The organism is Serratia sp. 22264, from assembly GCF_052045345.1.
GTDB classification, from domain to species: domain Bacteria; phylum Pseudomonadota; class Gammaproteobacteria; order Enterobacterales; family Enterobacteriaceae; genus Serratia; species Serratia plymuthica.
The window spans coordinates 102,993-118,192 of the sequence record NZ_JBQEOY010000002.1 but is presented as its reverse complement, the minus strand read 5'-3'; the positions used below and the strand labels follow the sequence as shown (position 1 = coordinate 118,192).

Genomic DNA, 15,200 nt, shown 5'->3' with positions numbered 1-15,200 from the left:
CAATCGCCCTTTAAGCGATCACTCCTCTGATGGACGATGTCATGACTGAAAAAACCGTGGTACCGCTTTCGGTACTGGACTTATCCCCCATTCCGCAAGGGGCCAAACCGCGCGATGCGTTTCACGCCTCTTTAGATTTAGCACAACATGCCGAAAAATGGGGTTATCAGCGCTATTGGTTGGCGGAACATCACAATATGACCGGTATCGGCAGTGCGGCCACCTCGGTGCTGTTGGGCTTTCTGGCCGCCGGTACCCAGAGCATTCGCCTCGGCTCCGGCGGCGTGATGCTGCCTAACCATGCGCCGCTGGTGATCGCCGAGCAGTTTGGCACGCTGGAATCGTTGTATCCGGGGCGTATCGATCTGGGCCTTGGCCGCGCGCCCGGTACCGATCAGCGCACCATGATGGCACTGCGCCGCCACCTGTCCGGCGAAGTGGATAACTTCCCGCGTGACGTGCAGGAACTGCAGCATTATTTCTGCGACGCGCAGCCAGGCCAACCGGTGCAGGCCGTGCCGGGCCAGGGCTTGCATGTGCCGATCTGGCTGCTGGGTTCGAGCCTGTACAGCGCTCAGCTGGCGGCACAGCTTGGTCTGCCGTTCGCCTTCGCTTCCCATTTTGCGCCGGAAATGTTGTTCCAGGCGCTGAAGCTGTACCGCGAGAACTTCAAACCTTCCGAACAATGCGCGCAGCCGCATGCCATGGTGTGCGTCAACGTGGTGGCCGCCGACAGCGACGAAGAGGCCCGTCGGCTGTTCACCTCGATGCAACAGCAATTCATTAACCTGCGCCGCGGTTCACCGGGCCCGCTGCCGGCGCCGGTGGACAATATCCACGCGCTGTGGAGCGCCGGAGAGCAATACGGTGTCGATCAGGCGCTGCGCATGTCGATAGTCGGTAATGAAAGCACCGTTCGCCACGGGTTGCAGGCGCTGCTGCATGAAACCGGCGCGGATGAAATCATGGTCAACGGCCAGATCTTTGATCATCAGGCACGGCTGCATTCGTTTGAGATTGTCGCCGGAGTGAAAGGCGATGTGGTGAAAGGCTAAATGAAAGGTGGGGGAAATGGCTTCCCCCACCTTTCACCGGGCCGTCAGGCCTGTTTTATCGCTTCCTGCGCCTGCTGGCGGCGATCGGCACGCAGAAACAGCAGCGTGCGGCTCAGCAACACCAGCATCAGGCAAAATTCGGCCGCAATCGCCACCAGCACCGCATTCAGGTAATTACCGGGCGTCAAATGCAGCATCTGCACCAGCAGCGTGCCCAGCAAGATCGGCCCCAGCCCCAGCGCCGTCTGTTGCACCGTAGCCAGCATGGCACTGCCGGAACCGGCGTGCTCTGTCGGTACGTCAGACAGGCCGATGCGAAAGAAACTGCTGACGATAAACGCCTGCCCGAAGCCAATCAACACCGTCGCCGGGATCAAATTCCACAGCCCCGGATGCGGCCAGACCAGTTTCAACGTCAGCATCAGCGCCAACAGACCCACCATCTGGATCAGGCAGCCAAACATCAGCGTCCGCACCTTGCCGAAGTGCTCCACCACCGTGCTGCTCAGCAACGATGAAAGAAAATAGGCCGCCCCGAGCGCGATAAACGCATTGCCTGACTGGAATGAGCTCAGCCCCGCGCCGGATTGCAGCGTCAGCGCCATCACAAACATAAAGCCGCTCCAGCAGGAGAAGAACAGGATGGCGATCACCAGCCCGAAGCGCACGCTCGGCAAGCGCAGCAGCGCCGGCGGCAACAACGGGAAATTACGCCGTTGCTCCTGCCGCCGTTCGACCCGCCACAGTAACCACAACAGCGGGATGCTGGCCGCCAGCAGCACCAGGCAAGGCCACGGCCAGTGCCATACCGGCCCCAATGCCAGCGGGAACAGCAGGCAGGCGATGGTCAATCCAAGCAACAGCGTGCCGGGGAGATCAACATTCACCCGTTTCTCCCCACGGGTATTCGGCACCCAGCGGTGGGCGCAGGCCAGCACCAACAGGCACACCGGAATATTAATCAGGAATACGCTGCGCCAGCCGCTGCCGGCAATATCAAGGGTGATCAGCAACCCGCCCAGTACCTGGCCGACGATAAACGCCAGCCCACCGATAGCCCCGTACATTCCCAACGCCTTGGTATGTTCGCGGCCCCGCAGGCACACATGAATGGTGGCCAGGATTTGCGGCACGATAAACGCCGCGCCAACCCCCTGCAACACGCGAGCCACCAATAACAGCCAGACGGAGTTCGCCAACCCGCACATCAATGAAGCCACGGCAAATATCCGCACGCCCCACAGGAACAGGGTGCGCCGCCCCAGGTTATCCCCCAAGCGGCCGCCCATCGCCAGACAGACGGCGAACGCCACGCCGTAGACCGCCACAATCAGTTCCAACTGCGCCGGGCTGGCTCCCAGCGACTGCGCTATCGCATCCAGCCCGACATTCACGATGGAAAAATCGATCATCGGCAGCAACTGCCCCGCCAATAAAATAATTAACCCCGCGCGGCCCAGCTTGGCCGCCGTTGATGGTGCGTTCATGCTTCTCATCCATTGTGTTAACCCAGGAATGTGATTAGCATCACCTTTAAAGCAAACGGGTACCAGTTCTTGATTATCATGGTATAAAAACTACCGGTCTTGTTGCAGGAGTAAATTATTCATGCCCGTAACTACCCGAATTACCTCTGGCGTTCACGCCGATAACCGCAAGCTGCTGGGCGCTTTTCTGCGCACGCGCCGCGAGAGCCTGGATCCCAACCGGCTGGGGCTTGCGCGTATGCGTCAACGCCGCACGCCCGGCCTGCGCCGTGAAGAAGTCGCGCAGTTGGCCGACGTTGGCATCACCTGGTACACCTGGCTGGAACAGGGGCGGCCGATTCAAGCCTCGCCAAAAACGCTGACCGCGATCGCCAATGCACTGCAATGCAACGAAGCGGAAACTCACCACCTGTTCAGGCTGGCGGGACAAAGCTTGCCGGCGTCTACGCAAAACGACGGCTGTGAGCCGTTGTCGGCATACGGGCAAAAAATCCTTGATCAGCTCGACCCGCTGCCGGCAATCATTTCCAACGCACGCTTCGATATCCTGGGTTTCAACCGAGCTTATTGCCTGCTGATGGGCGTCGAACTGGCCGAACTGCCGCCGGAAGATCGCAACTGTATCTATTTGGCGTTCACCCACGAGCACTGGCGTGCCAGCCAGTTGGACTGGGATGAAGTGATGCCGAAAATGGTGGCGCTGTTTCGCGCGCAAATGGCGGAGCATTTGGGCGAACCGATCTGGGAGGCGCAACTGGCGCGCTATCTGGCGGTCTCTGAGGATTTCCGCACCCTCTGGGAGAGGCATGAAGTGCGCAGCATCGACAACAACGTCAAACGCTTTCGCCATCCGTTAGTCGGGGTGATGAGCCTGCGGCAGAATAACTGGTGGTCGGCGCCGCGCAACGGCGACCGGATGCTGGTGTACGTACCGGCAGATGAGCAGAGTGAACGCCGCCTGCATCAGTTGACCGGCGGCGCAGAGTAACCTTGGTGTCAGCGTTGGATAAGGTAGCGGATGGTCGGACCGTCCTGCTGGATATCCAGCACCTTGTAACCATGGTTGCGCGCATCGAGCGGAATGTTGTTGATCGACTGCGGGCAATCGCTGATCACCTCCAGAATTTCTCCCGGTTTCAGCTGCGGCATGGCTTCCAGCGTCGCCACCGCCGGGTAGGGGCAAGGCTCGCCGAGCATGTCCAGCCGGTAATCCGGCACTATCGCCGCCTGTTTCATGACACTCTCCTTAAATTAACCACCTGTGCGTCGGGTTTGGCGCGGAAAAAGCGTTTCTCCCACCACAGCATCGCGGCAAACGCCAGCGCCAGCAGCAGGTAAGTGACCAGCAGGCCGCCGATCGGCCCGAAGGTGTCCAGCAGGTTGACCTTGTCGTAGTCGGTAGCCAGCGCCGGGGCCAAATCGTCCCAGCAGTAAGCCAGCAGCGTGGCACCGATGATATTGCCCAGCCCGACCCACCAATAATGCACCTGCCCTTCCACCGCGCGGTACATCCAGCCGGTCTCGCAGCCGCCGGCCAGTACGATGCCGAAGCCGAACAACAGCCCGCCAATTACCGCATTGGGGCCGGCCCACATGATTTTAGGCGCAACACCGAGCTGCACGTAACTGAAAATACCGATGGCGCTGACCGCCATGCCGATAATGATCGCTTTCGCCATGTGGGTGCGGCCGGTGATCCACAGATCGCGGAACGCCGAGGTGAAGCAGATCTGCGCCCGTTCAATCAACAAGCCAAAACCGATGCCGAACAGCATGGCGATACCCAGCTTAGGCGCATCAAACAGCGTCCATAGCGACCAGGCGATCGACAGGCAAAAAATCACCATTCCCAGGCGGAAACGACGGCGCGCCTGCTCTGGCTTTTGCGTCAGCGGCGCGGCCGCCTGCACTTTTTGCAGTTTTATCGGAATACGAAACAACGGCAGCAGGGTAAATTTGGCGCCAAAGTAAGAACCGGCTGCGGTCGCCAACGCGAAGAACCAGGCGTGCAGCGAGAACTGCGGAATGCCGGTAAAGAATGCTGCCAGGTTACACCCCATCGCCAACCGCGCGCCAAAGCCGGCGATAATGCCGCCCAACAGCGCCTGCACAATGCGGATACGGTGCTGTGGCCGGCGTAGCTTGATGTTGTTGGCCCACAGCGCGGCGGCGATACAGCCGGCAAACATACCGATGATCATCCGGCCATCGATGCGTTGCAGCGGCGTGCCCTCAAGGCCAATAACTTTAAAGTAACCCCATTGCTCAGGATGCAGACCGAACGCCTGCAACAGGTGGCCGCCCCAGCGGGTAAATTCGCCGGTTACCGCCCAGAAGGTGCCGGTCATGCCGAAGTAGTAAGTCGAGAGTATCCCGGCGGCGATCACCGCCGGCAGTGGCGCCCAAAAGCGCACCAGGTATTGAGATTTAAATTGCTGCCAACTCATGGCATCTCCTGTGCATAGTATCCATAAGAAAAAACCTTATAAAGGATACGCCATTTAACCGCGCTTAACGGCAAATTTCAGGCATAAAAAAACCAGCCCGAAGGCTGGTTTTTCAGTGTGACTAACCGCGAACGGTTAAATCAGACGTTATGCATCACCGAAACGGCGACGTGGTGCAGCCGGAGCGGCATCATCACGACGCGGTGCGCGTTGACCGTCACGGCTGCCGTTGCCACGACGTTCGCCAGTTGCAGCTGGGGCACCGCCTTCGCGACGCTCACTGAAAGAACGACGCGGTGCGCCGGCACCTTCACGACGTTCGCCGTTGAACGGACGAGCACCGCCACGACGCTCGCCACCTGCACCTGGAGCACCGCCTTCGCGACGCTCACGACGTTCATGCGGCTGTGCATCGCCCAGCAATTGCATGTTCATCGGCTTGTTCAGGATGCGGGTACGGGTGAAGTGAGACAGGATCTCGCCCGGCATGCCTTTTGGCAGTTCGATGGTGGAGTGGCCGGCAAACAGCTTGATGTTACCGATGTAACGGCTGCTGATGTCGCCTTCGTTAGCGATCGCGCCAACGATATGACGAACTTCCACACCGTCATCACGGCCCACTTCAATGCGGTACAGCTGCATTTCGCCAACGTCACGACGTTCGCGACGTGGACGCTCGGCACCACCGTCACGGCTGTCTGGACGCGCGTCACGGCGACGGTCGTTGCCACGATCAGAACCACGATCGTCACGGTCGTTGAACTCACGACGTTGACGCGGTTTGAACACCGGATCCGGTGGCAGAATCAGAGGACGTTCGCCCTGCGCCATTTTCAGCAATGCTGCGGCCAGGGTTTCCATTTCCAGCTCTTCTTCCGGCTGCAGTTTAGCCAGCAGTGCGCGGTACATGTCCAGATCGCTGCTTTCCAGCTGTTGCTGTACTTTAGCGGCGAACTTGGCCAGACGACGCTCACCCAGCAGCTCTGCATTTGGCAGCTCAACTTCTGGAATGGTCAGCTTCATGGTGCGTTCGATGTTGCGCAGCAGGCGGCGTTCGCGGTTTTCCACGAACAGCAGCGCGCGGCCGGCGCGACCAGCACGACCGGTACGGCCGATACGGTGAACGTAAGACTCGGAATCCATAGGGATGTCGTAGTTCACAACCAGGCTGATACGCTCAACATCCAGACCACGAGCGGCAACGTCGGTAGCGATCAGGATATCCAGACGACCGTCTTTCAGACGCTCCAGGGTCTGCTCACGCAGTGCCTGGTTCATGTCACCGTTCAGTGCGGCGCTGCTGTAACCGCTGCGCTCCAGCGCTTCAGCCACTTCCAGGGTCGCGTTTTTGGTACGCACGAAGATGATCGCCGCATCAAAGTCTTCAGCTTCCAGGAAACGCACCAGCGCTTCGTTCTTGCGCATGCCTTGCGCAGTCCAGTAGCTCTGGCTGATGTCCGGACGGGTAGTGATGCTGGACTGAATGCGCACTTCCTGCGGATCTTTCATGAAGCGACGGGTAATGCGACGGATCGCTTCCGGCATGGTTGCGGAGAACAGCGCGGTCTGATGTTCAGCCGGGATCTCCGCCATGATGGTTTCTACGTCTTCGATAAAGCCCATGCGCAGCATTTCGTCGGCTTCATCCAGCACCAGACCGCTCAGGTTAGAGAGGTTCAGCGTGCCGCGTTTCAGGTGGTCCAGCAGACGGCCTGGGGTACCCACTACGATTTGTGGGCCCTGACGCAAGGCGCGCAGCTGTACGTCGTAACGTTGGCCACCGTACAGGGCAACAACGTTAACGCCAGTCATATGTTTAGAGAAATCAGTCATCGCTTCAGCAACCTGAACCGCCAGTTCGCGGGTCGGTGCCAGCACCAGAATCTGTGGTGCTTTCAGGGAAGCGTCAAGGTTGTGCAGCAGTGGCAGCGAGAACGCTGCAGTTTTACCGCTACCGGTCTGTGCCATGCCCAGCACATCACGGCCGTTCAACAGGTGAGGAATACACTCAGCCTGGATCGGTGACGGTTTTTCGTAGCCCAGATCGGTCAGGGCAGAAATGATAGGAGCAGACAGCCCCAGGTCAGCAAAAGAGGTTTCAAGCTCAGTAGTCATGTACACGTGCCTCATTAATAATGGCAGCCAGTCTACATAACTCGTCGAGAAAATTTTCAGTCATTTTCATTGAAAAGTGTGAACCGGCTCAAATTAGATTATAAAACGAACAAAGAAGCCCTCGCCCGTTAAGGCGATAACTTTGGCTATAAAACCAATGTATATCAGGCTGATAGTTGTTCGTCAGCTATTGCTGGTCCGATTCCGATAGGTCGTCTTGTTCTTGGCCCAACAGCGCCAATTCCAACAATGCATAGCGGTGCTCAACGAAATTATGAACGTTGTTAGCAACCGTCAGTTTGAACAGCGCCGAAGCGGTGTCCTTGTCCCCCAGACTCAGGTAGTGTTTACCCAAATAGAAGTCAGTTTCACTGAGATGCTCAGCGAGCGAAGTGTTATCCGTTGCATCTGCCTTGAGCTTTTCCATCAGCGTTTTTTCACTGATGTTGCCCAGGTAGAATTCGACAATATTCCATCCCCATTGCCCTCGGTTCGCTTTGTCATAACGCTGCTGGAGCGCTACGTCAGCCTTCTTGGGATCGATTTCTCTTTCCACAAGATACAGCCACAACGAACGGAAGGGATCGTTTGGGTCGTCTTGATAAAACGCCTGCAGATCATCCTGCGCCAACGGGAAGCGGCCGCCATAATACAGTGCGATGCCCCGGTTTAAACGCGCGTAATTGTAAGTTGGATCAAGCTCTAGTACAGAATCAAACGCTTCATAGGCAGCATCAAAATTGCCTGCCTGCGTTAAGTAAATGCCCAGGTAGTTGAAAACTTCTGGCATATCAGGACGTATCGCCAGCGCTTGCGAGAAATCATTGCGCGCCAGTGCACGTAGCCCGAGGCTATCATACAGCACACCGCGCTCATATAAAAGCTGCGCACGCTCATCGTCCGTCAGTGCCCGGCTGGCAAGTATTTGTTCCATGCGCGCCAGGATCACTTCCTGCTGCAGCGTTGGCTGCAACGGGATCGCCAAAACTTCGTCTTTACGCCAATCATGGTTGCTGCATCCTGCCAGCATGAGTGCTGTCGCAACGTAACACCAGCGCAAGAAAGGCTTCATTTCCCACTCCCGAAGACAAACATTGGATGAACATCCTGTCATCCGTTTGCTAATACGCAGGCATCCTACCCGCGCGATACGAACAGCTCCCAACCCCATGGCGGGGAGCTGTAAATCTATCTATACAGTTATTCTGCTTCAGGCGCAGGTGCAGATGAACCTGCTTCTGGCGCTGTAGCTTCTTTGATGCTCAGACGCACACGGCCCTGACGGTCAACTTCCAGTACCTTAACCGGCACTTCCTGACCCATCTGCAGATAGTCGGTCACTTTCTCAACGCGCTTGTCAGCGATTTGAGAGATGTGCACCAGACCTTCTTTACCGCCGCCGATCGCCACGAATGCACCGAAATCAACGATACGGGTCACTTTACCCTGGTAAATACGGCCCACTTCGATCTCTGCGGTGATCTCTTCGATGCGGCGGATAGCGAACTTGGCTTTCTCACCGTCGGTAGCAGCAATTTTAACCGTACCATCATCTTCGATTTCGATGGTAGTACCGGTCTCTTCGGTCAGCGCACGGATGACAGAGCCGCCTTTACCGATCACGTCTTTGATCTTGTCCGGGTTGATTCGGATAGTGTGGATACGTGGTGCGAACTGAGAGATATCGCCACGCGGGGTGCTGATAGCCTGTTCCATCACGCCCAGAATGTGCAGACGCGCGCCCTTGGCCTGGTTCAGTGCCACCTGCATGATTTCGCGGGTGATGCCTTCAATTTTAATGTCCATCTGCAGCGCGGTAATACCGTCACGGCTACCGGCTACTTTGAAGTCCATGTCGCCCAAGTGATCTTCGTCACCCAGAATGTCGGACAGAACGACAAAGTTATCTTGTTCTTTAACCAGGCCCATTGCGATACCCGCAACGGCTGCCTTGATTGGCACGCCTGCGTCCATCAGCGCCAGAGAGGCACCGCAGACAGAAGCCATTGAAGAAGAACCGTTGGATTCGGTGATCTCGGAAACCACACGCACCGTGTACGGGAAATCTTCTGGTTTAGGCATCATAGCCAATACACCGCGTTTCGCCAGGCGACCGTGACCAATTTCACGACGTTTAGGCGAACCCACCATACCGGTCTCACCTACGGAGTACGGAGGGAAGTTGTAGTGGAACAGGAAGCTGTCGGTTTTCTCACCCATCAGCTCGTCCAGGTTTTGCGCGTCACGGGCGGTGCCCAGCGTTGCGGTAACCAGAGCCTGAGTCTCGCCACGGGTGAACAGTGCGGAACCGTGGGTACGCGGCAGCACGCCGGTGCGCACGTCCAGACCACGAATCATGTCTTTTTCACGGCCGTCGATACGCGGCTCGCCACGCAGCACGCGGCTACGTACAACGTTTTTCTCAACGCTGCCCAGGATGTCCTGAATTTCAGACGCGTCCAGGGTCTCGTCCTGCGCCAGCAGGGCTTCAACTACGCTGCTCTTGATCGCATCTACCTGAGCGTAACGCTCTTGTTTTTCGGTGATGTGATAAGCGTCGCCCAGACGGCTTTCTGCCAGTTCTGCAACGCGCGCGTGCAGCGCTTCGTTGATTGCAGGTGCCTGCCAGTCCCACTTAGGCTTACCGGCTTCGGCAACCAGGGAGTTGATGTTTTCGATAACAATCTGCTGTTGCTCATGGCCAAAGACCACAGCGCCCAGCATCTGATCTTCGCTCAGAACGTCAGCTTCGGATTCAACCATCAGCACTGCGCCAGCGGTACCGGCAACCACCAAGTCCAGGCTGCTTTCTTTCAGCTCGTCGGTCGTTGGGTTCAGCACGTACTGATTGTTGATGTAACCCACGCGTGCAGCGCCGATTGGGCCGTTGAACGGAATACCGGACAGGCTCAGGGCAGCAGAAGCGCCGATCATCGCAACGATGTCCGGGTTTACCTGCGGGTTAACGGAAACTACGGTCGCGATCACTTGCACTTCATTCAGGAAGCTGTCCGGGAACAGTGGACGGATCGGACGGTCAATCAGGCGTGAGGTCAGGGTTTCGCCTTCGCTCGGACGGCCTTCACGACGGAAGAAGCTGCCCGGGATACGACCAGCAGCGTAAGTACGCTCCTGATAGTTAACGGTCAGTGGGAAGAAGCTTTGGCCTGGCTTGGCTTTTTTCTGGCCAACTACGGTAACGAATACTGCGGTGTCATCCATGCTCACCATAACGGCGGCGGTGGCCTGACGAGCCATCATACCGGTCTCGATGGTGACGGTATGCTGGCCATACTGGAATTTGCGAATGATCGGTGTCAGCAAAATTATATCCTTGATTAACGGCGCGCAATCGTATTGACGACTCGACACGCCAGTGACTCGATTTGCCTTCTCACTACATCCTCGCGACTAATGACAATCCTTATCTCAAGCCTGAGACAAAGCCTCTCATTAGCCGCGCGAACCTCTGTAACGGAAGAACCTGTTTGGAAACATCAGTAATACATTAACCTGATTTGCTTATGCTTCCTAGAAGAAAGGGGCCAAAATAGGCCCCTTTCCGCTGAAACTTGCTAGATTAGCGACGCAGACCCAGACGCTCGATCAGGCTGGTGTAACGTGCTACATCTTTACGCTTCAGGTAATCCAGCAGCTTACGACGCTGAGAAACCATACGCAGCAGACCACGACGGCTGTGGTGATCTTTTTTGTGTTCTGAGAAGTGGCCTTGCAGATGGTTGATCTGCGCAGTCAACAGGGCAACCTGAACTTCGGTAGAACCGCTGTCGTTAGTACCACGACCAAAATCAGCTACGATTTGAGCTTTAGCTTCAACACTTAGAGACATTGTCATACTCCAGATTATAGATAATAAATACAGGCGCCGATCTCTAATTCAGCAACCCAATGCATAAGCTGCGCCATTCTACTCTTAGCGCAGTGCGATCGCAAGGCAGTGCGTTTTTCCACCCTCAGTCGAAATGTTCGACCACCAGGCGGCGCGGTGCTACGCGACCGTCATCGGCGATGTCACCTACGCCGATAAATTTACGCTCTTCACCTTCGGTCATTCGCACCATGCCCGAAGCCGGTGCGCCGGCAACCTGTACCGGCTGCCCCTGCTTGACGTAACCCGCAACGACCGGCAGCAAATTCACTTCCGGGTAGTTTTCTACCGGGCTGTCCATCGGCATCAGCAACGGATCGAGCAACTCGCCAGGTGCGATTTCCTGCGCCTGAGCTTGCTCCAGCAACGCGTTCAACTGCTCAAGCGTGACCATGCGTTCGATCGGATAAGTCGCTACCTGCAAACGACGCAGATAGATCACGTGCGCGCCGCAGCCCAGCAGTTCACCGAGATCATCGGTGATGGTGCGGATGTAGGTGCCTTTCGAACAGTGGATTTCCAACTCCAGCTCGTCGCCTTCCCAGCGAATGAACTGCAGTTCATAAACCGTGATGCTGCGCGCTTCACGCGGCACTTCGATACCCTGGCGCGCATACTCGTAGAGTTTCTTGCCCTGGTACTTCAGCGCCGAGTACATCGACGGCACTTGCTTGATATCGCCGCGGAAGCTGTCCAGCGCCGCATCGAGTTGCGCCTGAGTGAAATTCACCGGGCGCTCTTGCACAATCTGGCCGTCCGCATCCGAGGTATCGGTACGCTGACCCAGCTTGGCAATAACACGATAGCGTTTATCAGAGTCGAGCAGGAATTGCGAGAACTTGGTCGCCTCACCCAGGCAAATCGGCAGCATGCCGGTCGCCAGCGGATCGAGCGCGCCGGTGTGGCCCGCGCGATTGGCGTTATAAAGGCGTTTCACTTTTTGCAGAGCGTCGTTGGACGACAGACCCTGCGGTTTGTCCAGCAACAGTACGCCGTGAATATCACGGCCGCGGCGACGAGGGCGACTCATTAAGCCTCCTCGTCATCGCCTGATGCAGAACGGCGTTCGGCGTCATTCTTCACGACGTTGGTCACCAGGTTGGACATGCGCATGCCTTCCACCAGTGAGTTGTCGTACGCGAAGGTCAGCTCAGGCACTACGCGCAGACGCATGGCTTTACCCAGCAGAGTGCGGATGTAGCCGGAAGCGTCTTCCAGAGCTTTAATGCCTTTAGGCACCAGATCCGGATCGGCGTTTTCGGTCAATACGTTCAGGAAGGTGACGTAAACCTTGGCATAGGCCAAATCACGAGAAACTTCTACACCAGAAACGGTAGCCATGCCGATACGCGGATCTTTGACTTCACGCTGCAGAATGATAGCAATCTCTTTTTGCATCTCTTGTGCCACGCGCTGACCGCGGCTGAATTCTTTTGCCATTATGGATTCTCCAGACAAATCGGGGGGCACAAGGCCCCCCGGAACAGACTTAAGCAGATGTGCAAGCGTTAAGCGATGGTGCGTTGAATCTCAATGATTTCGAACACTTCGATCATGTCGCCGACGCGCACGTCGTTGTAGTTCTTAACGCCGATACCACATTCCATGCCGTTACGGACTTCGTTAACGTCATCTTTGAAGCGGCGCAGGGATTCCAGCTCGCCTTCATAGATAACCACGTTGTCGCGCAGAACGCGGATTGGGTTGTGACGCTTGATCGTCCCTTCGGTAACCATACAACCTGCGATGGCACCAAATTTCGGAGATTTGAACACGTCACGCACAGCGGCCAGACCGATAATCTGCTGCTTGTACTCAGGCGCCAGCATACCGCTCATCGCCTGCTTCACTTCGTCGATCAGGTTATAGATGACGGAGTAGTAACGCAGATCCAGGCTTTCAGCTTCAATCACGCGGCGCGCAGAAGCGTCGGCACGGACGTTGAAGCCCAGGATGATAGCGTTGGAAGCCGCTGCCAGCGTTGCGTCGGTTTCGGTGATACCCCCTACGCCGGAGCCGACAATCTTCACTTTCACTTCGTCGGTAGAGAGTTTCTGCAGTGATTCGGAAATCGCTTCGCAAGAACCCTGTACGTCAGATTTCAGTACGATGTTCAGTTCAGAAACTTCACCGTCGGTCATGTTAGCGAACATGTTTTCCAGTTTAGATTTCTGCTGACGCGCCAGTTTAACTTCGCGGAACTTGCCTTGACGGTACAGCGCAACTTCACGCGCTTTCTTCTCGTCACGCACCACGGTCGCTTCATCACCGGCGGCAGGAACGCTGGACAGGCCCAGGATCTCAACCGGAATAGAAGGACCCGCAGAGGTCACTTCGCGACCCAGTTCGTCACGCATGGCACGTACACGGCCGTATTCGAAGCCACACAGAACGATATCGCCTTTGTTCAGCGTACCTTCTTGTACCAGCACGGTAGCAACCGGACCACGGCCTTTATCCAGGAAGGATTCGATAACCACGCCGCTGGCCATGCCGCTGCGTACGGCTTTCAGTTCGAGAACTTCGGCCTGCAACAAGATAGCGTTCAGCAGTTCGTCGATACCGGTACCGGCTTTCGCAGATACGTGAACGAACTGTGCTTCGCCGCCCCATTCTTCCGGCATAACGCCGTACTGGGACAGTTCCTGCTTAACGCGGTCCGGATCGGCTTCCGGCTTGTCGATTTTGTTCACTGCAACCACCAACGGCACCTTCGCTGCTTTCGCATGCTGAATAGCTTCGATGGTTTGCGGCATCACGCCGTCGTCGGCTGCAACAACCAGAACAACGATGTCTGTCGCCTGAGCACCGCGGGCACGCATTGAGGTAAAGGCTGCGTGGCCTGGGGTATCCAGGAAGGTGATCATGCCGTTGTCGGTTTCTACGTGGTAAGCACCGATATGCTGGGTAATACCACCGGCCTCGCCTGCTGCCACCTTGGTGGAGCGGATGTAGTCCAGCAGAGAAGTTTTACCGTGGTCAACGTGGCCCATGATGGTCACGACAGGTGCACGTGACTCGGCGGCAGCACCGGTATCACGGTCGCTCATCAGCGCTTCTTCCAGCTCGTTCTCACGACGCAGGATAACTTTGTGGCCCATCTCTTCGGCAACCAGCTGTGCGGTTTCCTGGTCGATGACCTGGTTAATGGTGGCCATTGCGCCCAGTTTCATCATCGCTTTGATGACCTGAGAGCCTTTAACCGCCATTTTGTTAGCCAGTTCGGCTACGGTGATGGTTTCGCCGATCACAACGTCACGGTTAACCACCTGAGCCGGCTTGTTGAAGCCCTGCTGCAGAGTACTTGGCTTACGCTTGCCTTTACCGCCACGGGTAACGGCGCGCGCTTCTTCACGGTCTGCTTTAGACTCGGAAAGCTTGTTGCCTTTCTTCTGCTTGGTCGCTTTACCGCCACGAGTGCGGGCGCGGCGTTCGCCTTCAACTTTGGCGTCGTTTTCGTCTTCGGCTGCACGGGCGTGCTGAGAGGTGGTCACGTGGTAATCGGCTGTTTCAACCGCAGCGCTTGCTGCTTCAGCTTCGGCCCACTTCTCGCCGTTCTCTTCGGCCATACGGCGCGCTTCTTCCGCTACGCGTTTGGCGTCTTCTTCAACCTTGCGGCGCACTTCCTCTTCCGCTTTACGTTTCAGTTCTGCGGCTTCGGCTTCACGGCGTGCTTTTTCTGCCTGAGCTGGCTTGGTCATTTCGTCGGTATGTTGATTGGTCACTTTTTCTTTTTCCGCTGAATTACGCTTAGCAATCTCCGCGGCCTCACGTTTGGCTTGGTCTTCGGCTGCGCGCTTTGCTTCTGCTTCGCGTTTCGCCAGCTCTTCCGCTGCGCGCTGTGCCTGCTCTTCCGCTTCACGCTGTGCCTGCTCTGCCGCTTCAGCCTGTTGGGCTTCTGGCGTATCGCGATTTACATAAGTGCGTTTCTTGCGGACTTCGATTTGCACCGATTTACTTTTACCGCCGGTGCTCGGAATATTCAAGGTGCTGCGCGTTTTGCGCTGCAACGTGAGCTTACCCGGCGCACTACCGTGTTCACGGTTAAGGTGCGCCAGTAAGGCTTCTTTCTCGTGCTGGGTCACAGAGTCTGTCTCAGACTTGTTAATCCCTGCATCAGCAAACTGCTGTACCAGGCGATCAACTGGAGTCTGAATCTCTGCTGCCAGCGATTTTACGGTTACATCTGTCGTCATGCTGTTCCTTC

Annotated in this window: 13 protein-coding genes; 2 read left to right on the top strand and 11 right to left on the bottom strand. The window is 56.7% G+C overall.

What is annotated here, in order from left to right:
* Window positions 1-41: 41 nt before the first annotated feature.
* The gene (locus ACTJJ1_RS11495) at window positions 42-1,055 is read left to right on the top strand and encodes a luciferase-like monooxygenase (RefSeq protein ID WP_440833729.1); all 1,014 of its coding nucleotides are present in this window, start codon (window positions 42-44) and stop codon (window positions 1,053-1,055) included.
* A 44-nt stretch (window positions 1,056-1,099) separates the two neighbouring features.
* Here the strand turns inward: ACTJJ1_RS11495 and ACTJJ1_RS11490 are convergent, their stop codons facing one another.
* Window positions 1,100-2,542 carry an MFS transporter gene (locus ACTJJ1_RS11490; protein ID WP_440833727.1) on the bottom strand — a complete coding sequence of 481 codons (1,443 nt, stop codon included), beginning with the start codon at window positions 2,540-2,542 and terminating at the stop codon, window positions 1,100-1,102.
* 121 nt (window positions 2,543-2,663) lie between these two features.
* Here ACTJJ1_RS11490 and ACTJJ1_RS11485 point away from each other — a divergent pair, with 121 nt between their 5' ends.
* Window positions 2,664-3,530, top strand: a complete 867-nt coding sequence (locus tag ACTJJ1_RS11485) for a helix-turn-helix transcriptional regulator (protein ID WP_440833725.1) — start codon at window positions 2,664-2,666, stop codon at window positions 3,528-3,530.
* A gap of 8 nt (window positions 3,531-3,538) precedes the next feature.
* Here the strand turns inward: ACTJJ1_RS11485 and yedF are convergent, their stop codons facing one another.
* The 10 genes from yedF to infB form a co-directional block, all read right to left on the bottom strand.
* Window positions 3,539-3,778 (bottom strand): sulfurtransferase-like selenium metabolism protein YedF, encoded by a 240-nt coding sequence (yedF, locus tag ACTJJ1_RS11480; protein ID WP_004952879.1) that lies wholly within the window; start codon window positions 3,776-3,778, stop codon window positions 3,539-3,541.
* On the bottom strand, window positions 3,775-4,989 hold the full coding sequence (gene yedE, locus ACTJJ1_RS11475) for a selenium metabolism membrane protein YedE/FdhT (protein WP_004952877.1): 1,215 nt from the start codon (window positions 4,987-4,989) through the stop codon (window positions 3,775-3,777). Before yedE ends, yedF begins: the two co-directional genes overlap by 4 nt.
* Before the next feature lie 147 nt (window positions 4,990-5,136).
* A complete protein-coding gene (locus tag ACTJJ1_RS11470) occupies window positions 5,137-7,104 on the bottom strand; it encodes a DEAD/DEAH family ATP-dependent RNA helicase (protein WP_062791123.1) in 1,968 nt (655 codons plus the stop codon).
* Entirely contained in the window at window positions 7,094-7,168 is a 75-nt protein-coding gene (gene yrbN, locus ACTJJ1_RS11465; protein WP_223499600.1) for a protein YrbN, read from the bottom strand. The genes ACTJJ1_RS11470 and yrbN overlap by 11 nt, the downstream gene beginning before the upstream one ends.
* A gap of 123 nt (window positions 7,169-7,291) precedes the next feature.
* Window positions 7,292-8,176 carry a lipoprotein NlpI gene (nlpI, locus tag ACTJJ1_RS11460; RefSeq protein ID WP_004952871.1) on the bottom strand — a complete coding sequence of 295 codons (885 nt, stop codon included), beginning with the start codon at window positions 8,174-8,176 and terminating at the stop codon, window positions 7,292-7,294.
* 128 nt (window positions 8,177-8,304) lie between these two features.
* Window positions 8,305-10,428 carry a polyribonucleotide nucleotidyltransferase gene (gene pnp / locus ACTJJ1_RS11455; protein ID WP_006323268.1) on the bottom strand — a complete coding sequence of 708 codons (2,124 nt, stop codon included), beginning with the start codon at window positions 10,426-10,428 and terminating at the stop codon, window positions 8,305-8,307.
* A 256-nt stretch (window positions 10,429-10,684) separates the two neighbouring features.
* The gene (gene rpsO, locus ACTJJ1_RS11450) at window positions 10,685-10,954 is read right to left on the bottom strand and encodes a 30S ribosomal protein S15 (protein WP_004933502.1); all 270 of its coding nucleotides are present in this window, start codon (window positions 10,952-10,954) and stop codon (window positions 10,685-10,687) included.
* A 124-nt stretch (window positions 10,955-11,078) separates the two neighbouring features.
* Window positions 11,079-12,023 carry a tRNA pseudouridine(55) synthase TruB gene (gene truB, locus ACTJJ1_RS11445; protein WP_004952866.1) on the bottom strand — a complete coding sequence of 315 codons (945 nt, stop codon included), beginning with the start codon at window positions 12,021-12,023 and terminating at the stop codon, window positions 11,079-11,081.
* Window positions 12,023-12,433 carry a 30S ribosome-binding factor RbfA gene (rbfA, locus tag ACTJJ1_RS11440; RefSeq protein ID WP_004952863.1) on the bottom strand — a complete coding sequence of 137 codons (411 nt, stop codon included), beginning with the start codon at window positions 12,431-12,433 and terminating at the stop codon, window positions 12,023-12,025. The genes truB and rbfA overlap by 1 nt, the downstream gene beginning before the upstream one ends.
* Window positions 12,434-12,501: 68 nt before the next feature.
* Window positions 12,502-15,189 (bottom strand): translation initiation factor IF-2, encoded by a 2,688-nt coding sequence (gene infB, locus ACTJJ1_RS11435; protein ID WP_004952860.1) that lies wholly within the window; start codon window positions 15,187-15,189, stop codon window positions 12,502-12,504.
* Window positions 15,190-15,200: the final 11 nt, after the last annotated feature.

Excerpts from the sequence above, each read along its gene's own strand:
- ACTJJ1_RS11495 (WP_440833729.1), top strand. The coding sequence starts at position 42 with ATGACTGAAAAAACCGTGGTACCGCTTTCGGTACTGGACTTATCCCCC.
- ACTJJ1_RS11490 (WP_440833727.1), bottom strand. The coding sequence starts at position 2,542 with ATGAACGCACCATCAACGGCGGCCAAGCTGGGCCGCGCGGGGTTAATT.
- ACTJJ1_RS11485 (WP_440833725.1), top strand. The coding sequence starts at position 2,664 with ATGCCCGTAACTACCCGAATTACCTCTGGCGTTCACGCCGATAACCGC.
- yedF (WP_004952879.1), bottom strand. The coding sequence starts at position 3,778 with ATGAAACAGGCGGCGATAGTGCCGGATTACCGGCTGGACATGCTCGGC.
- yedE (WP_004952877.1), bottom strand. The coding sequence starts at position 4,989 with ATGAGTTGGCAGCAATTTAAATCTCAATACCTGGTGCGCTTTTGGGCG.
- ACTJJ1_RS11470 (WP_062791123.1), bottom strand. The coding sequence starts at position 7,104 with ATGACTACTGAGCTTGAAACCTCTTTTGCTGACCTGGGGCTGTCTGCT.
- nlpI (WP_004952871.1), bottom strand. The coding sequence starts at position 8,176 with ATGAAGCCTTTCTTGCGCTGGTGTTACGTTGCGACAGCACTCATGCTG.
- rpsO (WP_004933502.1), bottom strand. The coding sequence starts at position 10,954 with ATGTCTCTAAGTGTTGAAGCTAAAGCTCAAATCGTAGCTGATTTTGGT.
- truB (WP_004952866.1), bottom strand. The coding sequence starts at position 12,023 with ATGAGTCGCCCTCGTCGCCGCGGCCGTGATATTCACGGCGTACTGTTG.
- rbfA (WP_004952863.1), bottom strand. The coding sequence starts at position 12,433 with ATGGCAAAAGAATTCAGCCGCGGTCAGCGCGTGGCACAAGAGATGCAA.
- infB (WP_004952860.1), bottom strand. The coding sequence starts at position 15,189 with ATGACGACAGATGTAACCGTAAAATCGCTGGCAGCAGAGATTCAGACT.